The 25,786-nt window shown below is 38.8% G+C and carries 18 protein-coding genes; 4 read left to right on the top strand and 14 right to left on the bottom strand.

What is annotated here, in order from left to right; all coding sequences use genetic code 11:
• Positions 1-75: 75 nt before the first annotated feature.
• The 4 genes from ACUR5C_RS08250 to ACUR5C_RS08235 form a co-directional block, all read right to left on the bottom strand.
• On the bottom strand, positions 76-534 hold the full coding sequence (locus tag ACUR5C_RS08250) for a hypothetical protein (RefSeq protein ID WP_454464637.1): 459 nt from the start codon (positions 532-534) through the stop codon (positions 76-78).
• 101 nt (positions 535-635) lie between these two features.
• Positions 636-1,367 (bottom strand): SDR family oxidoreductase, encoded by a 732-nt coding sequence (locus tag ACUR5C_RS08245; RefSeq protein WP_454464636.1) that lies wholly within the window; start codon positions 1,365-1,367, stop codon positions 636-638.
• A gap of 84 nt (positions 1,368-1,451) precedes the next feature.
• Positions 1,452-1,910, bottom strand: a complete 459-nt coding sequence (locus ACUR5C_RS08240) for a hypothetical protein (protein WP_454464635.1) — start codon at positions 1,908-1,910, stop codon at positions 1,452-1,454.
• Positions 1,911-2,457: 547 nt separating this feature from the next.
• Positions 2,458-5,802, bottom strand: a complete 3,345-nt coding sequence (locus ACUR5C_RS08235; protein WP_454464634.1) for an Ig-like domain-containing protein — start codon at positions 5,800-5,802, stop codon at positions 2,458-2,460.
• 744 nt (positions 5,803-6,546) lie between these two features.
• On the opposite strand from ACUR5C_RS08235, the gene ACUR5C_RS08230 reads away from it, so the two are divergent.
• The 3 genes from ACUR5C_RS08230 to ACUR5C_RS08220 all read left to right on the top strand — a co-directional run bounded on the left by ACUR5C_RS08230 (position 6,547) and on the right by ACUR5C_RS08220 (position 10,193).
• Positions 6,547-7,482 carry a hypothetical protein gene (locus ACUR5C_RS08230; RefSeq protein WP_454464633.1) on the top strand — a complete coding sequence of 312 codons (936 nt, stop codon included), beginning with the start codon at positions 6,547-6,549 and terminating at the stop codon, positions 7,480-7,482.
• Between the two features lie 5 nt (positions 7,483-7,487).
• Positions 7,488-8,396, top strand: coding sequence for an acyl-CoA desaturase (locus tag ACUR5C_RS08225; protein WP_454464632.1), 909 nt, complete (start codon positions 7,488-7,490; stop codon positions 8,394-8,396).
• Between the two features lie 78 nt (positions 8,397-8,474).
• Positions 8,475-10,193, top strand: coding sequence for a diguanylate cyclase (locus tag ACUR5C_RS08220; RefSeq protein WP_454464631.1), 1,719 nt, complete (start codon positions 8,475-8,477; stop codon positions 10,191-10,193).
• 355 nt (positions 10,194-10,548) lie between these two features.
• Here the strand turns inward: ACUR5C_RS08220 and ACUR5C_RS08215 are convergent, their stop codons facing one another.
• On the bottom strand, positions 10,549-12,141 hold the full coding sequence (locus ACUR5C_RS08215; RefSeq protein WP_454464630.1) for an AbgT family transporter: 1,593 nt from the start codon (positions 12,139-12,141) through the stop codon (positions 10,549-10,551).
• Between the two features lie 360 nt (positions 12,142-12,501).
• Between ACUR5C_RS08215 and ACUR5C_RS08210 the strand changes: the two genes are divergently transcribed.
• Positions 12,502-13,200 (top strand): DNA alkylation repair protein, encoded by a 699-nt coding sequence (locus ACUR5C_RS08210; RefSeq protein ID WP_454464629.1) that lies wholly within the window; start codon positions 12,502-12,504, stop codon positions 13,198-13,200.
• Positions 13,201-13,286: 86 nt separating this feature from the next.
• Here ACUR5C_RS08210 and ACUR5C_RS08205 read toward each other — a convergent pair whose 3' ends face one another.
• From ACUR5C_RS08205 to ACUR5C_RS08165, 9 genes are all read right to left on the bottom strand, one after another.
• Entirely contained in the window at positions 13,287-13,889 is a 603-nt protein-coding gene (locus ACUR5C_RS08205) for a tetratricopeptide repeat protein (protein WP_454464628.1), read from the bottom strand.
• 288 nt (positions 13,890-14,177) lie between these two features.
• Positions 14,178-16,700: an NADH:ubiquinone reductase (Na(+)-transporting) subunit F gene (nqrF, locus tag ACUR5C_RS08200; RefSeq protein WP_454464627.1), complete on the bottom strand. Its 2,523-nt coding sequence runs from the start codon at positions 16,698-16,700 to the stop codon at positions 14,178-14,180.
• A 235-nt stretch (positions 16,701-16,935) separates the two neighbouring features.
• Positions 16,936-17,406: a YybH family protein gene (locus ACUR5C_RS08195; protein WP_454464626.1), complete on the bottom strand. Its 471-nt coding sequence runs from the start codon at positions 17,404-17,406 to the stop codon at positions 16,936-16,938.
• A gap of 16 nt (positions 17,407-17,422) precedes the next feature.
• Entirely contained in the window at positions 17,423-18,310 is an 888-nt protein-coding gene (locus tag ACUR5C_RS08190) for a copper resistance D family protein (RefSeq protein ID WP_454464625.1), read from the bottom strand.
• A 13-nt stretch (positions 18,311-18,323) separates the two neighbouring features.
• Positions 18,324-18,716: a copper resistance CopC family protein gene (locus tag ACUR5C_RS08185; RefSeq protein WP_454464624.1), complete on the bottom strand. Its 393-nt coding sequence runs from the start codon at positions 18,714-18,716 to the stop codon at positions 18,324-18,326.
• A gap of 44 nt (positions 18,717-18,760) precedes the next feature.
• Entirely contained in the window at positions 18,761-21,892 is a 3,132-nt protein-coding gene (locus ACUR5C_RS08180) for an efflux RND transporter permease subunit (RefSeq protein ID WP_454464623.1), read from the bottom strand.
• Positions 21,893-21,901: 9 nt separating this feature from the next.
• Positions 21,902-23,677: an efflux RND transporter periplasmic adaptor subunit gene (locus tag ACUR5C_RS08175; RefSeq protein WP_454464622.1), complete on the bottom strand. Its 1,776-nt coding sequence runs from the start codon at positions 23,675-23,677 to the stop codon at positions 21,902-21,904.
• Between the two features lie 2 nt (positions 23,678-23,679).
• Positions 23,680-25,056: a TolC family protein gene (locus ACUR5C_RS08170; RefSeq protein ID WP_454464621.1), complete on the bottom strand. Its 1,377-nt coding sequence runs from the start codon at positions 25,054-25,056 to the stop codon at positions 23,680-23,682.
• Between the two features lie 140 nt (positions 25,057-25,196).
• Positions 25,197-25,478 (bottom strand): hypothetical protein, encoded by a 282-nt coding sequence (locus tag ACUR5C_RS08165; protein WP_454464620.1) that lies wholly within the window; start codon positions 25,476-25,478, stop codon positions 25,197-25,199.
• Between the last annotated feature and the right edge of the window lie 308 nt (positions 25,479-25,786).

The raw sequence follows: 25,786 nt of genomic DNA, 5'->3' as shown, positions 1-25,786 counted from the left end.
CTAAAATGCACGGTATCTTTTAGCCGAACCAATTTTTAGTTCTTGTAAAAGGTCTAACCAATTCAGCATAGTTTATTAGCTCGCCTCACACTCAAATCGCGAAGCAACCGCTTTGTACGCTATTAAATTAACAGACGAATCAGTTACCGGTTTCATTGTCGGTTCATCAGATAAAATATTCTGCACTAAACACTTAGTATCGTGATTTGGGTGATTTTCGCCAAATACAGCTAAAGCCTCCCTAACTCTTGGTTGGTCAATCACATACTCAATAAAAGTTAGTGCCATATCTTCATCAACTGAGCCTGGCTTTGCTTTTTCTAAAATGTTAATTAATTCGCCTGAGTATCTTTGTTGGTTTTCTACAATTATTGATACTGCTCCGTCATCGTACCCAGAACCTTTAAGGTAAATTTTATGAAGACCAATTAGTTCAATTTTCTTTATCGGAATGACAAACATATCTATGAGAAAAACGGTTAGAATAAGTCCAAACAAAGAAAAGAAGATAATTTTAAGTTTTCGCTTTTTCATTAGTACCTTAACGCCTTGATAGGAGGCTAGTAATTGTTGGCTACAATGTGAAGCAAAACCAAGCAAATTGTAAGAGTCCTGTTACTTGGCTTAATATGCCGCTATTTACCACCAGCTATATCAACAAATGTACCAGTAATAAACGATGCTTCATCTGATAGTAGAAATGCAATAGAAGAAGCAACTTCTTCAGGTGTACCACCTCGCTGTAAAGGGATTAACGACTTAATCCGTTCTACTCTATCGGGTTCTCCCCCATCGCCATGCATTTCAGTGTAAATAAAGCCTGGGCGTACACAGTTTACACGTATATTTTGACTTGCAACCTCAAGTGACAAACCGATTGTTAATGAATCTATAGCGCCTTTTGATGCGGCATAATCAACATATTCGCCAGCAGAGCCTAACCTTGATGCAGCCGAAGAGACATTAACAATTGAACCTCCATTTTTCATTCTATTGATTGCTTCACGAGAACACAAAAAATAACTTGTGATATTGGTCGTTAGCACTTTATTAATTCTTTCTGCTGTCATTTCTGACACTCGAATTTGCGGCAACAATATACCTGCGTTATTTACTAAGTGGGTAATTTGACCTAATGAATTATCAATAGTATTAAAAAGACGAATTACATCATCTTCTTCTGAAACATCCGCTTGTACAGCGATTGCTCTGCCACCGTCTTTTTCAATGTCCGAAACAACCTTAGCAGCCTCAATTTTATTAGAAATATAATTAACGCAAACAGCATAATTTTGCTTTGCTAGATACCTAGAGGTAGCAGCACCTATTCCTCGACTACCTCCTGTCACTAATACTATCGGATTCATCGGAACTCCATTTACCGTTTAACGCTTACTTCAATTAAGGCGTATTTTTTTTGTTTTGCCTTCAATTGCAGGCTCTGATTAAAGCTAGTATATCGAAATTGGATAGTAATCGTTACCTTCATTTAGCTGCTCAGGTAGTCCGGTCGAAACATCCACTGAACTACTACCAATTTCACCTTTTGGAAACACTAAGAGTGATTTCTCTAATTTTGGTTGTTGGACTCCGTAATACTGCCCAACTTCCTTTAATTGCTCATCAAAAAATATGAGGCGAGATGTCGCTCTGCTACAACTTCCCGCTCCCCATGTTGTATTGATATAAGTCACGAAAGTCGATTTGCCGGCAACCTTCAAAGCACCAAGGTAATAGAAACTCTCATCTCCAAATTCTCCGTCATCCCAAGCTCCGTGGGGAATAGCTTTTGCGGCTTCGTAAAGTTTTGAAGCTAGTGGTTCATTCCCATATACAAATCTTTGCGAGTCAGCACACTCAGCTAGTGCGGAGTTTGACACAAGCAGCGCTAAAACTAGAAAATATCTCATTATTATTTGGGGCCTTAGCTAAATTGTTAATTACATAAATATCTTAATGATTTAAGTTACCTACTTAGTCTATGACTGGCAAAAAACTGAGAAAATTACCGTTCGGAAATCACTTTTTTCTAATTGCATCCATAACATCGATAACGAAGAAAGCAGCCACTCAGCAATTTGACAAAGCTTCAGGTGCTTTTTTCTTCTGCTTTAAATCAAACAACAATCAAATCAATTTACTTTGACCCCGCTTGATTTTGCTTCAAAGAAGTTGCTACCAAGCACGTCAGCAATGTTTAATCTCACTCACAAGTTCGGGTCTGATTCTAGAGCCAGGTGTACACTATCTTTTATAAGGCTCTCTTGTAAATTAAGAAAGAAGTGATGTACTTCCGTATTGAGCTTTTGACCCTTATTCTGGATAACTGTATTTAGAGCGCTATAGAATGCAAATATCAACTGCCTATTTAAGCAGTTAAACCTGGATTTCATACTTTATTTCTAACGTAAATTTGTGAGACTCCTACAGAAGTTGAACCACCCTCAGTCTAATCCATTATTTTTTCAACTTCCTGTTTGGGCTGTTTTTTATTGTGTAAATTGAAAAAAGCAGGATATACAGATAAAAGCCTCCTACAGATCCACCGCCATTACTAGAAGATTGAGGAGAATCTGCAATAACGCCTCCCTTGTTCTTATTTCCCACATGTAGTTTAACCTCAGCAAGTCTTGAGCTGCTCTGGCCATAATCATCAATTATGTAGTACAAAAAGGCATCGTCCCCCTCGAAATCCAAATCAGGTCGATACTCTAAGATACCACCACCAATATAAAGGCCGCCATTTTTTGGCAAAGTCTTAATTCTATAAGTAAAACTGTCGCCATCAGGATCGGAGTCATTTGCAAGAATATCTAACTCGACATTGGTGTTTTTATCTAAATAATACTCATCGGGTACAGGCAAGGGTTTTGAATTCAGGTACGGATTAGAAAAATCAATATTCACTTGTACTACTTCAGATGCATCGCCTTCTTCGTCAATTAACCTGTATTTAAAAGAGTCCGGTCCAATGTAGTCACCATCACGTATAAGGCTTAAGTTTGCCGCATCAAAAATTGAATGTTTGGGTTCCTCTACTATTTCAATGTGACTATGTCTTAAAAAATAATCGTCTTGATCATTCAAAGTAGGATCGAAGAGGTTAACCTGTTCAACGGTCTTGAAAGTATCAGCATAGGCTTTGGGGCGTTTGTTAACGTAAATATTTAATCTACCTATATTTGATTCACCTAAATCATTAATAAAGCTAAAATTAATTGTTTCTGAACCGGTTGCGCCTGCATTGGGGACATAGCTAAACCCCTCCGAGTCCACAGCAATATTTCCTAACTGTGACTCAGTCAAGATTTTAAATTCGCTGTGCAAATTATTGGAACTAACAGGAAATTTAAAGTGGTTGTTAATATCGTGTCGCATCACGTAATTTCTTTCACTCGCATACTTATTTTCATTAGTTAATTTCCACAACTCAGTCCCATGAAGGTCATAATCAGCTGTAAAATATACATTTCCAAAATCATCATTAACAATTTCATCAAAACCAATTTCGTGTTTTTCAAATTTTGTAGTTAGAAGCTCTGTTTCACCAGAAATCAAACTCGCTCTTTTTAACGAATTTTCAGAGTAGTAGTATAAATAGTCTTCGTAGAACCGTATGTCATAATAGGAGATTCTACCAAGTACTGTAACAAGTTTATCCACACCTTCATTAAAATCGTGACGGTAGATATTTCCAGTCTGCTCCTCCACCTGGTAGAGATAGTTGTTATGGTAAACTATTTGAGAGTTTGCTATTGGTCTAAACTCAGAAACACTATCCTTTTCTGAGTCGTAGACGAATTTTTTTGGATATAGTGATATTAGTGCATTTTTTCCCGAATGAAATAAAACAGTCAAAGTATCATCCTCAGTCAATAACTCTTGAAGTTGCGTATCAACAAAACTATTTCCATTGAATACTCGGCCATTTCTGAACAGCCATTTACCTTCACCAATATATGAAGGAAATAGCCCTTCATCATTTTCGGATATTTCATGAATTTGATAGCTCAGATCTTCATTCAGTACGATAAAATCGTTATCTCTTCTAATGTAGGCCTTATCACCTTGAACCCTAACTTCGTTAATACTGTTTTGATTATCATACAAAATATATCGGTGGTTAAAGCCCAATATAGGCCCATTAAAATAATCCAGATAGTCCCCGTTGGTTGTTAAATAGCCGCCGGCAAATTTGTAGATATTTCCAGTACGACCACAGCTGTATTCGAGGCGTTTACCGGTATCAAGATTATAAGCCATACTTGATACTTCCCGACACGTATCATAGAAAGTTCTGCTGTAATAGATCTTATTTAGTATTTGAAACTCAACTTTGGTGTTAAGACTACTACGTATAGTATCTACAATCATCGAGGATTCATTACTAGAAGGATCATAGGACCATATCTGGCGACCCTCGACAGTCTTTGCATTAACATATAGGCGATTTTCGACCACTTGAATTCTGCTGATTTTCGAGCCGTCAGTTTCTATTGTTTTGTCTATGTCCTCGATAAGTGATACATTCTTGTTCACTAAATCTAGTACATGAGGTTCCATACCTAGATCCCAGTTTTTTTCAGAATAGACTAGCTTCTTATTTACTGCCGCTCCGTAGCTATGTCGGTATCGCGTATTTCCAATCTCAGCTTTTGGGTTAAAAACATGTAGTATTTCACCCTCAGCTGAGCCAAATTCTACATACAAAAGTTCCGCATTATTTCCCTCAGGTGAAGTTCTTAAAATACAAGCGCCTTGTAGGCAGCCGACAGCTCTAGAAGCTGGAAAGAGATGTGGCCCTCCCTGAGGGAATTCTACTAATTGTTCTTCTATATAGACATCGCTAGAGTGTTGAAATACAACTCGCCCATCAATGATCGATGGCGGATAACCTACATCTAGCGAGTAAGGGATACTGTATTTGATTCCCGCAGGGTCATATCGTATAGCCCTTGAGCCACCGTATTCCTGATGTGCTATGAAATAGATAGACGAATCATTTTGAAAGAGCATTTTTATTCGTTCGGCTTCGAATTCAACTTCGTCTCTTATTTCCTTTACTTGTGACGACTCTATGTCACAAAAATACAAGTTCGTATCATTTGGTGCATGAAAATATATTCGTCCATGTACAGTCTGAAGCCTGTCTACACCAGACTCCCAAAAACAAGAAGAGTGTTTATTGTTATCTTCATCAAAGAAATAAAAATAATTATCTTGATAAGACGCAATAATTGACTCATCATTGCCAATAATATTCACCCTGTCCCAATATTTCCCTGCTTCATATCGAACTCGCTCAATTAGAATCGTGTTTTCGCTTGTACCATCGCTTTTATAGAGAAGTAAATAGCCATTTTCAGCAATCGAGAAAATCACTTTATCTTGAAATTGTTTTGAGGCAAAAGTAAATGACTCAGAATAGAGATTTCCTAGCTCGCTGATTACATGCGTGCCTGTCACTGTGCCATCGGAAACCCACAACTTTATTGGATGTGAATCTTCTACAAAGAGAACTCCATTTTTAGTCACATTAGATTTACCTAGATCAAATGTAGTATTAATATCTGCTAACTTTTCATTTTCTCCAGATATGCTGTCATATCCATATAAACTGTTCACACCTGGCTCACTTTGGGCAAAGAATAATACCTTTTCCTTATAAACCTTGAATCCAGTCGGTTTTGAGTCACTGTTAACTAACTCTTGGTTATAATCTTTTACCAAAGATAATGGCAATTCTGCTTTAGCTAAATTAATTGCAGAAATCAGCATTATAAATACTAAACACCTTGTCATTTAGAGCTCTCCTATTTGCAACTTGCAACTTGCAACTTGCAACTTTTATTTTCTTCGTTGTTAATTCATGGCAATCTTAAAATTAAAACCGCCAAACTCTATCTTTTTAATCTCTATTCGCTTTCCATCCTATCTAGGTAGAACGATTTTTTTAAAGGTCCTGACACCTTTAAATTTCATAGTGCCTGATCCCCAGCAATTGTTTAAATGATGGAGCCTCTTTTGATATCACTACGTCAGTCTCTATCCCATAGAGAGTAATCAAGCTCTGCATTAATTCTTTTTATGAATTAAGAGCCAACATGGAGAGTTTCAAGGGATCTCTGCGCCCCGCCCAAAATATTCGACCATTTGATTTAACTACAGCTCCCCATCTTTAGAGTAGGAGAGAACATAAACTCCAGACCCATTATCCCAACCCGATCTGAGTTTTATTTCCCAACTTCGAATTCACCCATAATCTCGCTTACAAAAGATACTGGCTCATCTAATGCAACATCACCAAATTTCGATTGATGTAGCTCACAAAAAACAGAAAAGTAAGAGGATTTTACACTATCGATATCTAAAGACAAAAAAAATTACTTGCTGTTCGATTCAAGCAGCGCTAAAACTAGAAAATATCTCATTATTATTTGGGGCCTTAGCTAAATTGTTAATTACATAAATATCTTAATGATTTAAGTTACCTACTTAGTCTATGATTGGCAAATATATTTTAACTTACTGAAAAAGGGAGAGATAATGAATTGGCGTGCACAATGGATAAGAAATAAGCGTTGGCTGCAAGTCATTCTAATATCGGCAGTATTTGCTTTATCTGTCAGGTTGTTAATCAAGTTTGAGCTCGATAGCTCTGCGCTACTTTACTTAGCGATCCCCTACCTAATTGCGTTAACTCTTGCTTTTTTTAGGCGGCGCGAGCATATGAGAAGCATTCCAAGAAAGTACGCAAGCCTTTGTATAGACTCGCTCATTGTGATGTTAGCTAGCTCTTTAATTTTATTCGAAGGCTTTATTTGTGTATTGATGTTTATGCCAATTTATTTCGCAGTTGTTCTGTTAGCCTTTGCAATAGAGTCATTAACATATCACTACTCTAAAAAATCGGGGAAAAATAAACTTAAGGTTCACCTTCTTCCTTATTTGTTTTTGATTTTTTCAATTGAAGGTGTTTCGCCTGAACTAAGCTTTCCACGAGAAAATACGGTTTCGGTCACCCGAACCGTACTCAAGACGCCAGAACAGATCCATCAAAGTCTTCAAAAACCAATGTCTCTTGAAGTTAGCAGACACTGGTTTTTAAGTATTTTTCCTATGCCTTACCAGATTGATGCTGAAAGTTTAAGTCCTGGTGACGTACACTCTATTGATTACCGTTACCACCGTTGGTTCTTTACAAATACTCACGAAGGCAGGCTCAGCCTGCTTATAGAACAGGTTGAGCTTGAAAGAGTTAAAACGAAAATCCTGGAAGACACGAGCTATCTTTCTAACTATATGGAGTTAAAAGGAACAGAAATACGACTAAAATCAAACTCAGATGGCTCGACCGAGGTTACTTTATCTGTTTTCTATGAACGCAAACTCGATCCAGCTTGGTACTTTCAGCCTTTGCAAGAATATGGGGTAACTAAAATGGCGGAGTTCTTAATATATCAGTTAATGCAAAAAGGATAGTCACTATGGAGAGCCGCTATGAAAACCCAAGAATAAAAGAATCTGACCAAGCGAGCGCCAAAGACGGCGAAGTCTATTGGTCGATTAATAAATCTTTGTGGTTATCTAGCATGGGCGTCATTACAATGATTGGTGCCCCACTAACATTTTCGGTAGACGCCGTTCTGCTTTTTATTCTATTCACTGGATTTACTCTGTGTTTTGGACACTCTTTAGGAATGCATCGCTTATTTATCCATAAGAGTTATGACGCGCCTAAATGGTTAGAATATATTCTGGTTCACTTAGGCGTATTAGTAGGTCTCGCAGGTCCGTTTGGGATGCTCAAAACGCATGATATTCGTGATTGGGCGCAGAGGCAGAAGCATTGCCATGATTATTTTGGCCATCAACAGCCCTTCTTAATAGACGGCTTTTGGCAAATGCATTGTGATATTCGATTATTAAATTTGCCAGAAATTATTATTGAGGCTGAATATTCGAACGACTTTTTGTATCAATGGATGGAAAAGTACTGGATGTGGCAACAGCTTCCTTGGGCGATTTTGTTCTTTATACTTGGCGGACTTCCTTGGGTAATATGGGGAATCTGTGTACGTGTTTGCGTGAGCGTAATAGGTCATTGGTTAATAGGTTATTTTGCTCATAATAAAGGTCAACGCCATTTCCATGTTAAAAATGCTGCTATTCAGGGCTATAACATTCCATTTACCGCATTAATTACAATGGGTGAAAACTGGCACAATAACCATCACGCCTTCCCTACTTCAGCAAAGCTTGGTCTTAAAGCTAATGAATGGGACCCTGGCTGGTGGGTGTTGAAAGCGATGGAAAAACTCGGCTTAGTCAGCAACCTCAATTTACCGGAAACTAAGCCACCTCAAAACGATTTAATAGAGTTACATACTAAATAGTCCGCGTTCATTTATTTGATGTATATTTAATCATTCGCTGTTAGTATAACGATCTAACAAAAACTATCTCGTACAGTTATGTCCAGTGTGTTTCGTTATCTTATAATTCTCATTGCCTTAATCGCTACTCCATTGGTGACTGCGACTGCTTCGTCAACTCAAAGCGTTGATATTCAATATCTTCTTCCTATTTCAGCAACTTTATCACTAGATGATATTCAAACTCGTACCGATTGGCTTACTAGTGAAACTGGTTGGGTAAAAGAAACTCTTTTTGAACACAACTATTGGTATGGTGCGACACCTAAAGTTGCTTGGTTAAAAATTAAATTTCTAAATGCACAACAACCTAGTTCACCAGCAACTTGGTTAGAGTTAGCATCTAGCGGCGTAACTCGCGCACTAATGCACTACCAAGATGTACATGGAGAGTGGAAAACAATTAACAGTGAAGCGGCATCAAACTCAGATGAGCAGCGCGTACGCTCTCGGTTTATAAGTTTTCGTGTGACCGATGAAATGAACTTAAAAGAAATCTATTTGCGGATTGAATCTACAGACAAGTTCCAACTACAACTAAACCTTTACGATAACCAAAGCTACCTTAACAATATTATTCAATCGAATTTTTTCTTTGCTCTTGGCTATGGATTAATGCTAGTCATGATATTTTATAATTTAGTAATAGGGGTATTTCTAAAAGACTCGCTTTATTATATTTATGCATCAGTGATGACCTGCGCCCTACTTTATCAATTTTTTGCTCATGGACATTCAAGGCTATTTATTGATTTAAACTGGGATTGGGTAAATTACTCACTCAACTTTATGGTGATGTTAACGACTACGCTTTCCATTTATTTTTTATACCATTTTTCTAATATTAAACTTTATTCTCCTAAAGTAGCCAAAGTGGTAAATATTTTTATCAAGTTTTTATTTGTTTGTACTTTTATTACGCTGATTGTTTCACCGAGTATCGCTTTAAATATCGTATTACTGTTAGCAGGACCCCTACCCGGTTTAGCTTTAGCAATTGGCGTTTGGGCTTGGTATTGCGGAAGCAGAGAAGCTAAATTTTTTACCGTTGCTTGGTTGTTTTATATTTGTGCTGGTCTGCTGTGGTTATTTTACTGGCTTGGACTTTTGCCGTTAAACAACTGGGTTGAAATGCCACTTATCATTGGTGCAGCGTTTGAGAGCGTTCTTTTGTCTTTAGCTTTAGCTTATCGAATAAGAATTTTAAGTGAGCAAACTAACCAATTAGAACTAAGTGAAACCCATTACAAAAAGCTTAGTATGCTCGACTCACTATCTAATCTAGCAAACAGAAGAGCCTTTGATGCTAAGCTAAGTGAACTTAATGCTACAGATAAACAGTTTGGCGTGATCCTTTTAGATATTGATAACTTCAAACAGTTTAACGATCTTTATGGCCATATAGCAGGCGATAAAGTTATTCAAAAACTTGGCAGAATTTTAAATACTTCACTACGAGAGAATGCGCTTTGTGCTCGCGTCGGCGGCGAAGAGTTTGCGGTACTAATTGCAAATGAGGACAAAGATGGCTTGCTTATGATAGCAGAAAGAGTCAGAGAAACATTTAGTAAAGCGACTTATCATGTTAATGATACTACGACCCAATGTACTATCAGTTTAGGTGTCGCATCCAAACAACTAAATGAATCAACAACTGCCCTAATAACAAGGGCTGATAAAGCACTTTATGAAGCGAAAAAGTTAGGCCGTAATAGAGTTTATTTTGCTGATGAAAGCCAGTTAACCATAAATACCTAAGCCTAACCAATAACCTACTCAGTTAGATTTGATTTCTCATGTTAAGTGTTTAATCTCTTTTGTCTAACGTCTAACGTCTAACGTCTAACGTCTAACGTCTAACGTCTAACGTCTAACGTCTAACGTCTAACGTCTAACGTCTAACGTCTAACGTCTAACGTCTAACGTCTAACGTCTAACGTCTAACGTCTAACGTCTCAATTCATAAAAAAGTGCGACAGATAACAGGCTAAAATTTTGTATTGAAAACGCTAATAAAATAGCCCTAAGACAATAGCGTGCAATCGATAATATTAGATTACATTGTATTGACCTAGAGCCACTTTAGTTAAGTTAGCTAAGGACTAAAACACTTTTAAGGGTTGTAATAAGTAGCGGAGCCTGGTCCTACTGGCATACCAAGTAAAAAGACCCACACATAAAACAAAGTTGTCCATACTACAAAGAAAATAATTGAGTAAGGCAACATGGTCGCTATTAAAGTCCCCATACCTAAGTTCTTTTGATAACGGGTAGCCATAGCGAGTATCAAGCCAAAATAACTCATCATTGGGGTAATTAAATTGGAAACTGAGTCACCTATTCTATAGGCCGCTTGTATTGCTTCTGGCGCAAAACCAATTAACATTAACATAGGCACAAAAATTGGAGCGGTGACCGCCCACTGCGCTGAAGCGCTTCCTAAACTTAAATTTATCATGGCACACATGATGATAAATAAAATAAACACCTCAGGGCCATCTAAGCCAAGAGCTTGCAATAAAGCTGCACCCTTAACGGCTAACACAGTACCTAAATTAGTCCATTTAAAGAAAGCGACAAACTGTGCCGCAAAGAAAACTAAGGTTATATATAAACCTAAACTTCCAATGCTTTTTGCCATCGCGTCAATTACGTCGCGATCATTTTTCATGGTGCCTGCAAATTTACCAAAGACAAAGCCAGGTATTGCAAAGGTAATAAAGATAAACGCAACAATACCTTTTAAGAATGGAGAACCTGCAACTGCACCTGTTTCTGGATGTCTTAAAACGCCACCCTCTGGCACAATAGTAAGCGCTAGAAGTAGCACCAAAAAGAGAAATGTCAAACCTGCCGCCTTTAATGCTTTCAGTTCCTGCTGAGTTGGTTTGTCCATCTTTTGTTCGCCAAGATCGATAGATGCTTGTGAACTGTCGTATTTGCCTAAACGAGGTTCTACTATTTTTTCGGTAACCAAGGCACCCGTTGCAGCAATAACAAATGTACTAATAAACATGAAATACCAGTTAACTTCTGGCCCAACGCTATAACTAGGGTCAAGTAAGTGGGCAGCAGCCTCAGTGATACCAGATAACAATGGATCCACGGTACCCAAAAGAAGGTTTGCGCTATAGCCTCCCGAAACACCGGCAAATGCTGCAGCTAACCCAGCTAATGGATGCCTGCCTAAAGAATGAAATATCATTGCAGCCAGCGGAATTAAAACTACATAGCCTAGTTCAGAAGCTGTATTAGAGACAATACCAGCAAAAACGACTGTTACCGTTACCATACGCTTAGAAGCATTCATCACTAAAGCTCGCATGGCTACAGACAACATTCCAGAATGTTCTGCAACAGCAACACCTAACATTGCGACTAGAACAGTACCTAACGGTGCAAATCCGGTAAAATTAGTCACCAAACCGGTAACAATGCGCTGTAGGCCTTCACCGTTAACCAAAGAAACGACTTTGATAAGGCCATCCTCTGCCCGCCCACTACTACCTTCGGGTCTGGGATCGGAAACGCTAACCTCAAAATACCCAAGTAGGCCACTAAGCAATACGATGCCTAGTGCAAATAAAGCAAACAGCGTTACTGGATGAGGTAGTAAATTACCAAGCCATTCAACAGTTGCTAAAAAACGATTAAACCAGCCTTTATTGGCCGTTGTACTTAGGTTGTTTGGTGATTGCTGACTCAAAATTTTCCCTTACAGTGAAAACAAAATTGGAGACAGTTTATAGATAAATCATCTCAGGTTCAAAAAGTTAGGTTTTTGGTCAATTATTAGCCTACCAGCAGGCTTTAAAAGGTTGTTTAATATCATTAAAGTCAAAACTTAAATCAACGCTATCTATTCAAACTTGTGTACTTAGCGAGTCTAGAAATAAAGAAAAGTCACCTAAAACATCATATACTGATAGGGCTAACGCTAGTGTTGTATATTGTTACGCATAAATTGCTCGCTAAATTAAGTTTTAATAGATTTATAGCTGGTTACAGCTTAGTCCTGTCAATGCGCAATTAAGGCTATTAGGCTCCGCTATTTACAAGGATAAACATGAATCAACAAAAGATTATCGAATTGCTAGAAGCGCAAAAGAATGAGCGCGGCATTAAAAATTGGCACAAGTTGAGCGAAACTGGCGGCCTAAAAACCTTTGGTATTGGTTTAACCCAACTCCGCAAACTGGCTAAGAAAATAGGTAAGAACCATGATTTATCCATGGCACTTTGGCAGTCGGATTATTATGATATTAAAGTTATTAGTTTGCTTATTGACGAGCCTAAAAAAATTACTCGCGAGCAAGCAGAAAAACAAGTCGATGAACTTAATGCAGGCATGTTACGTCACGTGTTCAGTTCTTGTGATGCAACATTGCCTAAAACAGCTTTCGCATTTGAGCTTTGTAATGACTGGATAAACAGCCAAGACACAACAAGACGAAATTGTGGTTATGGTTTACTCTATGAATTAAGCAAAAATAAACGTCACCCAGCCCTAACTGATAATTTTTTCTTAGAAACAATCAAGCAGATTGATGAAACTATAGACAGTGAAGACAACAAGGTACGTATGTCAATGGCTGGTGCGTTGATTGGAATAGGTAAACGCAATAAAACCCTTAACAGTGCTTGTATTAAAGTTGCCAAGCGCACTGGCTCAATAGATTATAACGATAGCGGAAGTAAATGTGAGCCGATCGATATCATGAAGCATTTAACGAGTGACTATTTAAAGCAAAAGTTCAGTGCTTAATTTGTAGTTGCTGAGATGTGAACTGCCCCTTATGAATACGAGGCGCAATATCCCTGTGGAGTTCACCAATATAATGATTATACGCTTTACTCACATTTTAGCTTTTCTTTAAGTTTGATAAACTTTTCCTTAGCTTCTTTTAGACCATTCGCACCAATCTCAGATTCTATTTGTAACACACCACTATTCGAAGATTCATACCCTAAATGACTTGCCATGTAGAGCCACATAAGAGCCTCTACAATATTTTTCTTAATTCCTTCACCACGATATAGGTGCATTGCAACGAAATCTTGTGATTGAGGAATACACATATTGGCTGCAGTCAAAGAGTGGCCTAAAGCTTTTTTTTGATCCTGTTTAACACCATCGCCTTGCGTATATATTACACCCAGCATTGCGTTCCCTAACCCATCTCCTTGAGCTGCACTTTTTTCAAAGAGTTCTAAAGCCTTAGCTGTATTTTTTTCTATGCCGTCTCCATAAAAATAGTGAGTACCTAAAGCAGACTGGCTACTAGCTTCGCCTTTATCAGCTCCTTGCTGGAAAAATATTAATGCCATTTTCATATTTCCGTTCTCATACATTTGAACACCGGCCTCGTAGTTTGATTTGATTCGTAAAGAAACCTCCGCCAAAGATATAGTCGGGATAACAAAAATAAATAATAATACAAGTCTTAATTTCATAGTCTAATTCCAAAATCTATTAGGATACAAGTCAGCATTGAGACACTCGTTTTCTCGGATCGATTCCAATGAATGGCTATACACTCTTTATTTAGCATTCTGACAATAATCGTCGAATGCAGCACTTAACTTTTCAAGTTTACTAAAAAAACAATATGGGCGCTTCCACAATGTCCTTTTTTTCTTTTATTTGTTAAACCTGTGAAAGCCGTGTTAGCAATTTGCGCGAAAATATTCATTGGGTATAAACAATTGAATCGAAAGCAATCTATGTTAAATCATACTCGATCAAGCACCAAAATCATCAATATTAATAGCACTTGGCTCAACACCAAGTGACAACAATAGTCTTTTAACGGCTTCATTCATAACCTGAGGCCCGCAAATATAGAACTCACAATCTGCTATCGAATGGTGCTGACTTAAATATTGATCATAGATTACTTGATGAATATAGCCCGTACTTCCATTCCAGCTATGATTTTTTGGTAAATGTGATAATGCTACGTGCCAGCTAAAGTTAGAATGCTCTTTGACTAGTTGTTCAAACTCTTCTGCGTAAAATATTTCAAGCTCATTACGAGCGCCAAACCAGAGGGAAAGCTTTTTGTTTGTTCTAAGCGTTTTTAATTGAGTTAATATGTGCGAGCGCAACGGCGCCAAGCCTGCTCCGCCGCCTATAAAGATAATCTCTTTGTCATTATCCTTTGCGTGAAATTGTCCGAATGGACCGCTCAACATTACCTCATCACCTTGCTTTAAATTAAATGCAGCAGTTGAACCTTCGCCGCTTATATTACCTTCTAGGGGCAGCGCTAATCGTATGTTAAATACTAGGCGATCATTTTCAGTCGGAGGGTTTGCCATAGAATAAGCACGGCTAATACTTTCACTTCGAGAAGAACTGAGTTGATACAATTTATTAATGTCCCAAAACGCTTGAAATTTTTCTGGGACCTTTTGATTATTTAAAGCGCTAACTCCCTTTTTAAAGTGCATTAATACATACTCTCCCGCTTGGAATGTAAAGTCTGTATCGTTTGGCATTGCCACTACTAACTCTTTAATCAGTGGTGTTTTAAATTCATTGCTAATGACTTTGCAGTTTAACAACTGTTGCGTAGCAACCGAATCAGGCAAAGTTACTTGAACTCCATTGGTTAGTCGATGCTGGCATGCTAAACGCACCCCCTGCTGTATTTCCTGCTGGGTTAGCATCGCTTTGTCTGATTCAGAAGCCGCTGCACTTGGATCGAGTGTCACCTTGCATAGGCCACAGCTACCACCGCCGCCACAAGTAGAAGGTAATTGGTAACCTTGCTTTGCTAAAAAGTCAAAAAGATTACTGAACTTGGGTGCTGAAGTCTCACTTGTAAAGGCACCTGGACCACGAATGACAACCGCACTTCTTTTAAACCGAGCGAATAAATTAAAGTCACTTAAATGAAACACTTTAAATAAAATTAGTAGGCCGGTAACTGCTATAAAAGAACTAAGGGCAACGGAAAAAATCACTAGCGAATTGTTCATATCGCTCCGCTCGCTGTAGTCCATAATATGTAACATCCAAAAGATGTCAAAAAGCCGCCAAGTGTCTGTTTTTAAGCCATAGAATCGGCCAGTTTTGGCATCAATATAAATGTTTGAGTTTTCAGCGTCGGAATAATCGACACGCCACACAGGCAAACTAAATTTTCGATTCTCTGTTGTCCTTTGGGTTTCTTTATTTATAGCGACAACTTCTCCATCACCTGCGTAAATTTGGTCGGCAATTTGTTTCGCCTTATTTTCGGTTATAGAAATGTGATCTAAATTTTTAGTATCAATTAACCATCGATCCGTTTCGCTGCTCACAGCAAAAACCGCTTTACCAAGTAAGCTCAAAGTTTGAACTGCGGTTAATTCAGGGTAACGCTTGGCTATCTTGGAATAAGCTAATGAGGTAACTGTCTCACTGTGCTTAGCTTGCTTATTAATTAGCTTGTTTCCTTTTACATCGTCATGCTGCAAAAAGCTAAACATCATACCGGTAAACATCCATAGCACTAGTTGAATGCCAATAATTAGCGCAATCCATTTATGCAGCTTTTTTAATTTTGAAACTAAATTACTCGATGCAGGCTGAGCTTGACGAAAACTGTATACCAGTAAACCGACACCACTAAGTGTTAGCAATAAGCCTATCGTTGATGCTAGTCGTAATAAGTTATTGTTGATGTTTTCGCGAGTATCATAGTCCATGATATGCAACATCCAGAAAAAATCAAAAAGTCGCCATAAATCGCTGCGCTTAGAGCGAAGTGAGCCAGTGTCTGGAGTAAAATAGAGCGTAGAATTGAGCCAGTCGTCGTAGCTCACCTGCCATATTTCTTTTTTCAATCCACCTAATTCTTTTGGATAAGCCGAAAGTCGTTGTACCGATCTAATTGCTCCACGGCCTTGATATATTGCTGCCGCGTTTTCTCTAATTTGCTGTTCATCAATTTCAGGAAGCCGCTCTAGCGACTCAGCTGAAAGCCGAATAACACCCTGCTGATTGTTAATAATATAGACGGGCTGACCAAATAAAACCTTAAGCTGAATAGAGGAAGCCTCTTGAGCTACGTCATTAAGCGTCGCGCTATCAAGCGATTTAATGCGAAAACTTGAAAGTTGTTTATTAGGAAAAGGCTTGACTAGATGATCACCATGAATTATCTGAATTTGCACTGCAGTCATATAGAGACCAGTAAGACACCAAAGCAATGCTTGTAAGCCAACAATTAGCGCTAGCCATTTGTGATATTTTCTTATGTAATTTGCTAGCTTCAAAACATACCTCTAATCGCCAGTTATTTTAATTGTTGGGAAAATTATATAGAATCCACTGGGAAGTAGAAACACTAACCAATGTACAGCCAATTTTTCTTGTTAGTAACACGAATATAAAAGGTAAAAGTGCCAGTGCTAATAACGGCACTTATTTAATATCAATAGCAAAACTAAGCTGGGCTACTTTTCATAAAATGCTGACTAACTTCAGCTTAAGCTAAGAAAGTTTTACAATCTAATTAGACCAATGAATATGGCTGATTTTCCACTGACCATCTAATTTTCTTAGCACCATGGTTTCCATAGTGATAGAGTCAATCTCTTTTCCTTTAAAGCGACCTTTAGATTGAGTGCGTTTTGTTGAAATAGCAGTATCTGCATAGATTCTAACTTGATGCTCTAAAGTTTCGCTGCTTAATCCTGCTAAATAATTCATATCCGCAAGCATATGATGGTGTGCGTACTCTGTAGCGGAACGTTCAGCTCGCCCCCCCTCGTAAATTAATACATTATCATCGAGTAAACTAATTGCTACTTTAGTATTTTTATTTTTTAATGCCTTGTGGAATAAATTAACTACCTTTGCTGGCTCGCTATCACTCCCTAGCATTAGTGTTACGCTTGTTGTTTTTGGAGCTTCAGCTAAACTCGCAAATGATAGAGTGATAGCGCTTAGTATAAATAGAATTAGATTTGCAGTTTTCATTATTTGCCTCGTTAAATTACATGTTTGGTCCAGTCGCAGTGGAAAGGATTGCAGTTATAAAAAGAATGCTTAGCCCAAGAATAATCTCTCGAGTTATAGAATGTTTAAGCGTTATTTTTACCTTTGTAGAGTATTCTAGCTGTGAAACAAGATATAACTTGTGATACAAAGCGATTAATAAAATGCCACTCACCCCGGCTAACTTAGCTATAAATAGCCAACCGTACAAACGTTGAAATATAGTAAAGGAACCATCTGAAATATTATATAGAAGTAACAATCCAGTCGAAATGATGCATAACACCACTCCCAATGCTGTTTTTCCAAAAGACGTCATTATTGCTTGAAGCTTTTCTATTATCAAAATGTCACATGCTTGGCGTAATGGAAGTAACGAACCTATCCACCAAGCGACACCTAGAAAGTGGACCAACAAAAACAATCTAAATGGCCAAGCTAACTCTGCTGTATGTCCAACAAAAGCAAAAGTATTGGCAATTAAAATAGCGCCAATCAAAGTGCAAATGGCACCTAAACTACGAATGGCTAAATGATTATTTGGTGCTAGCGAAAAATGAATAACGCCCATAAGTAAGAAGCCTAGTAGTTGTTGCAACAGCGCATCGCCGACAGGACTTTGCCACAGCATATTAATATACAAACTATTAAATGCGCCATTAAACCCTTCCTCTGCGAAGGAGCCAACTTGCACTAGAAAATAGACTACGGCTGTCAATAAACCGCAAATAATACTTTGCAGGTAATAACGATTTATCGATTTAAGCAATCGTGCTTCTTCCGAGTGTCGTAATCGCATGTAGCCTACACCAATAGCAATACCTGCCGTTAAATACAAGCAATACTTAAGCACAACTGATAGTACTATCCATACGGATAACGCCATTATTGACCTACCTTTAGTCTTTTTCTACGACTTTTTGATCTCGTACTAACGAGTCGTCAGTTAATGTGAACTGGAACTCTCCGTTCATTTTATGAGTATCTTTTCCCATAGCAACCCAAGTCACTTTATAATTATCGCTTTCGAGTACAGGCACCGGAATTGCGAATGTCTCACTAAACATCGGTGACAGCTTAAATGCCAACTTTACTTGACCTGACTGCTCAGAATGCAACTCAACTTTTATTAATTTTACGGCTTTGGAAAAGGTGAGCTGAAGTGATTCTGGTGACGAGTTGATACTGCTACCGTGAGCGGGTGTGCTGGCTATTAGGCTTGAGTGAGAAATAGCATTCAAGCTAAACAGCGAAATAAAAATGCTCAGTAAGCTCAGTTTTAGAATAGTCATTGTTTTACCTTTTGGTTTAAAAATACGATTTAAGTAGCGGTCTCTTAATTATTATTTATGTTGATGCTTCTTTTACGCCATAAAAAATAAACAACAGGCAATACCAGTAAAGTTAATAATACTGAACTCAGCATCCCACCGACCATAGGCGCAGCAATGCGACTCATCACTTCTGACCCAGTACCTGTGCCATATAAAATAGGCAATAACCCAATGATAATAGCCGCCGCGGTCATCATAACGGGACGAACCCTTAAGCCAGCGCCTTGTAAAACGGCTTGCATTAGTTCTTGCTGAGTGATTTCAGATTTAGCTTGCTGTTTCTCTTTAACTAAATTTTGATAAGACTGATTTAAATAGACTAGCATTATCACCCCAATTTCAACTGCAACACCTGCCAAGGCAATAAAACCAACGCCAACAGCGACAGAGAAATTGAAGCCTTGCAAATACATTAACCAAATACTGCCGACCATAGCTAACGGTAGTGTCCCCATTATCAATGCAACTTCGACAATGTTTCTAAAGTTCATAAACAGTAGAATAATAATAATTCCGAGTGTTAGAGGGATAACGTAAGTTAGTTTTTCTTTAGCGCGAAGCATATATTCATATTGACCAGACCAACTAATAGAATATCCTGGAGGAAGGCTTATTTTATCCTGAACAATCTTTTGTGCTTCGACCACGTAACTACCAACATCCACATTTTCTATATCAATAAAAGCCCAACCATTTAATCGGGCGTTTTCACTTTTTATACCAGGAGGACCATCTTCAACATAAATATTTGCAACATCCTGAAGTGCGATGCGCTGGCCGCTGGGAGTCAAAATCGGTAGCATAGCAAGTCGCTCAGGTGAATTGCGGTAGTCTTGCGGGTATCGAAGATTAATTGGGTAGCGTTCTAGCCCTTCAACGGTTTGCGCTATATTCATTCCGCCAATAGCAGTTGCAACCACTTGCTGAATATCTGCAATATTCAGTCCGTAGCGCGCAGCTTTTGCTCGTTGAATATCGACTTTGATATATCTACCACCTGCTACCCTTTCCGAATAAACAGAGGCGGTCCCAGGTACATCCTTAAGTATCAGTTCTAGTTGCTGGCCTATTTTTTGAATTTCGCTTAATTTCGGCCCCGCTATTTTGATTCCAACAGGTGTCTTAATTCCGGTTGCTAGCATATCGATTCGAGTTTTTATGGGCATAACCCAGGCATTAGTTACCCCAGGTAACTTAACTAAATTATCAAACTCTTTAATTAAGTCTTGTGTGGTCATGCCATCACGCCATTCATCCCTTGGTTTTAGCTGGATAAATGTTTCTATCATAGTCAAAGGCGCAGGATCGGTCGCTGTTTCTGCTCGCCCTACTTTACCAAAAACGGTTTCAACTTCGGGTACGCTACGTATTAATTTATCTGTTTGTTGCAGTAACTCACGCGCTTTACCAATAGAAATACCTGGATAAGTTGTAGGCATATACATTAAGTCGCCTTCGTCTAGTGGCGGAATAAATTCACTACCTATTTTATTAACCGGCCATAATCCAATGAGCAAAATTATAAATGCAATTAATAAAGTGATTTTAGGAAATTTTAAAACACTTTTTAGTAGCGGCATATAACCCGCAGTAAGCAAACGATTAACTGGATTTTTATGTTCAGAAATCACCTTCCCACGAATAAAATAGCCCATTAATACAGGAACTAAGGTAATTGCGAGTGCAGCGGCAGCAGCCATGGCGTAGGTTTTAGTAAAAGCCAACGGGGCAAACATTCTGCCTTCCTGGGCTTCTAAGGTGAATACAGGCACAAAACTTACGGTAATAATTAACAAGCTAAAAAATAAAGCAGGACCGACTTCTGCGGCTGAATCAGCCACTATTTTCCAGCGATTCTCCTTGGTGATAGGCGTTCTTTCCATGTGCTTGTGCATGTTTTCTATCATGACAATTGCACCATCTATCATTGCGCCAATCGCAATGGCTATTCCGCCTAGCGACATAATGTTTGCATTTAAACCTTGCCAATACATAATAATAAATGCGGTAAGAATACCAACCGGTAAACTGATAATTGCCACCAATGAGGAGCGAACATGAAATAAAAACGCCATACAAACTAGCGCGACTACCGCAAATTCTTCAAGCAATTTAATCCAAAGATTATTCACTGCTTTCTCAATTAATCGACTCCGGTCATATACCGGTACTATTTCGACGCCGGCAGGTAAACCTAGCTTAAGATTTTCAAGTTTAGCCTTAACCCCTTGAATGGTTTTTTGCGCGTTTTCGCCATATCGCATCACAACGATTCCGCCAACTGTCTCGCCTTCTCCATTAAGCTCAGCAATGCCACGACGCATTTGTGGTCCTAAAGATATATCTGCAATATCTTTTAGTAAAAGCGGCGTACCATTATCATTTACGCCCAAAGGAATATTACCGAGATCCGTTTGATTCTTAATATAACCACTAGCACGTACCATGTATTCTGCTTCTGCCATTTCGACTACAGACGCGCCTATTTCTTGGTTCCCTCGATTAATAGCCATTTGTATATGTGACAATGGAATTCCAAAAGCGCGTAATTTATCAGGATCAACTTTGACTTGGTATTGCTTGACCATGCCCCCGAGTGCAGTGACTTCTGATACTCCCGGTACCGTTTGTAATTCGTATTTTAAAAACCAATCTTGAATACTTCTTAGTTGGCTTAAGTCGTGTTGACCCGTTCGATCTACTAAAGCGTAAAGATAGATCCACCCTACGCCCGTGGCATCAGGCCCTAGCTGAGTTTTTGCATTAGCAGGCAAAGTTGATGCAACCTGACTTAAGTATTCAAGTACTCGACTACGCGCCCAATAGAGATCGGTCTTTTCATTAAATATTACGTAAACATAAGAATCGCCGAAAAATGAATAACCCCGCACTGTAACTGCGCCGGGCACAGAAAGCATAGCCGTAGTTAGCGGATAGGTAACCTGATCTTCGACCACTTGTGGAGCTTGCCCAGGATAGGATGTTTTAATGATAACTTGCACGTCAGACAGATCGGGAATGGCATCAACGGGTGTGTTTTTAAGCGAATAAATTCCAAGCCCTACAATCATTAAGGTAACAAGCACCACGAAGAAACGGTTACCTACCGACCAACGAATAATTGATTCAATCATGCTAGTCTCCTAATGATGTTGCTGATTTTGATTTTGATTTTGATTTTGATTTTGCTGATAATCTTCATCATCAGTCTTCATGGCAAGTAATTCTACAATTATCAAATCATCCTTTACTTCAAATCGAAACTTTATCTGCTTGCCAGCTGTTAGTTGGTTAATGTCGATATTATCAGCCAAAATAAAATCCATAGTTGCCGCTTGTCGACTCCATTTAGCGATAGGCCCTCGGCTAATATTGAGCAAACGAGAATTTCTATCGATAGAATTAATTACGCCGTCTACTTCCGCCCAAGGTACCTCTTCTTCTGATTCAACACTTGCTTCGTCCATTATATGAATATCGCTTATTATATAGTCTTTATTTAAGTCGCGGGTTATTTCAATATGTAAATTCATTCCGGCTTTCAGTTGCTGTAAATCTACTGATTTTTCAAGCAGAAAATCCATAGTCATTTCTGGCCAGTCCCACTCAGCTATAGCACTATGAGTCGCGTTAACCGTACGACTTTCGTGAATGACCGAATTTATCCTAGCTGCTGTCCATACAGCTTCGGGCTTATCCTGTTTGACCAGCATGCGTTTAAAGTCTGAAGTTTTGCTTGATTCTGAGTCAATTAAAAACTGCGCAGAAACTACAATATTATCTTGCTCACTTATGCCTTCAAGTACTTCAATCGACTTATCATCTTGTAGTCCTAAGATAACTTCAACTGACTTAAATCTGCCGCCATTTAAAGCGAGTACGAGACGATTTTGATTACCGGTGCGAATAACAGCCTCTCTCGGTACAACTAGTCTTTCCTCTAACGAGTCAGCATGAATTTCTACTTGCGCGTACATATTAGGTTTAAGCTGGCGATCGCGATTATCAAACTTTAAACGGAGTTTAGCGGTACGAGTTTTAGCATTTAAGGTGGGGTAAATATAATCTACCTTTCCTTTCCAAACTTTCCCCGGTAGATAGTCTAAGGTCATTGTCACCGGCATATTCAGTTCAACAAATGGTAATTGCCTTTCGAATACTTCTGCTTCTACCCATACATGATCAAGCGCACCTATCGACATTAAGGTAGTACCTGGCTGAACAAAAAAGCCCTGCCTCACTTTTAAATTATCGACCACTCCCGATTGAGGCGCATAAAATGTGATGGTTTGCGAAACCTTTCTAGTTTCAATTAAAGCTTGAATACTTCGTTGCGGAAGTTGTAACGCAGTTAAACGTTCTCTGGCTGCGCGTATTAAACGTTCATTCTTACGCTCTAATGCGAGCAAAAATTCTTCTTGCGCATTAACAAGTTCGGGTGAATAAATCTGATACAAGGGCTCGCCTTTTTTTACTGGGTCACCTTCAGCTTTTATAAATAGCTTTTCTATCCACCCTTGGACACGCGGATGAATATGAATCAATTGATCTTCATCGTATTGAATATACCCGACAGTTGTCATTTTAGGTTTTAACTTTGCGCGCGTAACTTTGGCAGTTCGCACTCCTAAATTATTAATCACTTCGGGTGAAATGCTAATAGTGCCAGGTCCAGCATCTCCTGCATCATTTGCTTCTGCGTATACAGGAATAAGATCCATGCCCATTGGCGATTTACCTGGCTTGTCTCGTCTGTAATTTGGATCCATTGGTGCAACCCAGTATAAAGGCTCCGAAGTCGAAGCCGACGCAACTTTGGTGCTGCTATCACTAGCTCCAAAAAGGAAATAAATGCCCGCTATTAAGATTCCAAATGCTAACCCGATAACCGCTGACGAAAATGAAAATTGTTTTTGCATGGTTATTCTCCAAGTGAAGCAGAAGCTTGTTGCTGCTCACTACTATAAAAATAATAATTGAGTTGGCTAATTGTTTTTAATCGCTCGACGCTAATATCAAGTGCATCTATTTCTGCATTGAGCTGCGCTATTCTAGAACGAACGACCTCTGCAAAATCACCATCGTCATTAGTGTACGCAGTCAATGAAGCTTCAGCCTGTTCTGACATTTGCGGTAATAAACGCTCATTATAAAGTGATTGTCGCTCGTTTAGCTTGAGCAACTGTACTTTTAGCGCCTCAATCTTTGCTAAGAAATTTCTTAACAAAATCCACTTTTCAGTTTTAATTGACTCGGTAGTGTAGATAGCGGAGCTAACTTGTTTGTCTTGTCTGTTTGCAGTAAACAGTGGTAAGTCAAATGTGACTCCCAAAGAGAATAAGTCGGTGCGTACTTGTCCACTTGGCATGTTTTCACGGTAGCCATAGCTAGCGTTGATTCCCCAGCTGGGTTTATACTTTTGTTTAGCCAAATCAATGGATACTTTACTGGCTGCGACTTTAGTATCGACTGCTTTAATTAGCGGGTGGGCTTCAACCATTTTGGCAAGGCTATTTGCATGAATAGTGCTACTTTTGAGAAAACTTGTTGGGTATAAGGGGCTCACACTTGGTAGTTTAGTTGCAAACTCTATATCGTTAAGCTGGGCAAAACCCTGTTGATTACTAGCGCTCATGTAGGCTGAAGAATACTGATTACCTAACCATTCCATCAGCTGCTGCCGCGTAACCATTTCTTGTTGACTTAATTTAGTTAGCTTGTCATCTAAGCGGGTTAACTCTAGTTGTGCCCGAATAATGTCTTGCTGCCTGGTTTTACCAACAGCAGAAGAATAGCTTGCTTGCGCCACATCAGCTAGCTGTTCAAATAGAGCTCTATTTTCTTCAATCAAAGTAATACTTAACTGCGCTTTGTAAGCATCTAGCCAGAGCTGTGTTACTTGCATTGTAAGCATGGCTTTACGATTTTCTCGTTGGTACGGTTGCTGCTCACTGAGGAGGCTATACTGCTTAGATTTTAATGCTAAGCTATCTCCTTGAGGGAACATTTGACTGACACCTAGCTTAAACTGAGTCATCCCCTCCTGGTTAAACGCGAAATTATCCGTAGGAATATTCGCTAGGCCTACAGAAACCTTGGGATCGGGTAATGTATTAGCTGCCACACTGTCAGCGACCAATGCTTTCTCAAGATGCAAGCTTTTGACTAGCCAAGGATCATTATCAAGTGCCAGTTGAATCGCTCGGCTAAGTGTTAATGGTTCGGTCAGTTGCATCGAAAACACATTTTTAGACAAAGTTAACAAGCAAATCAGCAGTAAAAAGTGTGCTTTTTTCATGGGTTATTCCTTTAGCGGAATTTAAAAATTAATAAGTAAAAATTATGCTGTATTGGCAGTGATCAATTGATAGAAATAATTAACCTAGCTTTTAATAAAACGAGGGAAAATCACCGAGATACAGACGGATCTACCCTGTATTAGGCTAGAATGGGTGGGCGGTAAAGCGAAGTGGGGATTCGACTGACTGCAAGCGAGATCGCTTGAGCCGCTAGAGTTGAAGATTTTATAAAGCTTGAATCACTAATTAATTGGGAAAGTGCCAAGGAGTAACAACTTCCCATAGAGCAGTGCTCTTCTTGGTTACAGCAATCGTCGACAGCCGCTAACTCATCAGCTTGCTCGTGCGAGTTCATATTATGCATCGAATGGTCCATCACTTGCGCGCTAGACTCACTTAATTGTCCCTTTGAACTCATCATATCGCAGGCCATTGCTGACGCAAATGTAACCTGACAGATAAAAGTCAGTAACATTACGGCAATATTGATGGGCTTGCTTTGCATAATAACGGTTTTATTTTTAATTAAGTGCTCTTAGAATACACGAATTATGTAAAAGTTCAATTATGAATGCAACTCATTTGCGTAAACCTTATATCGAGTAACAACGAAACAAAAAATTACTAGAAACTAAGCTTGAATGGTAAGCACTCCTCGCTATCACTAACCAACTAGTTACCACAAGATCAAAAGAAAGTAGCAAAACGCTTGGGCAAAATTGAAATAAT

Source organism: Aliikangiella aequoris (assembly GCF_053709105.1).
This window is presented reverse-complemented; position numbering and strand designations above follow the sequence as displayed.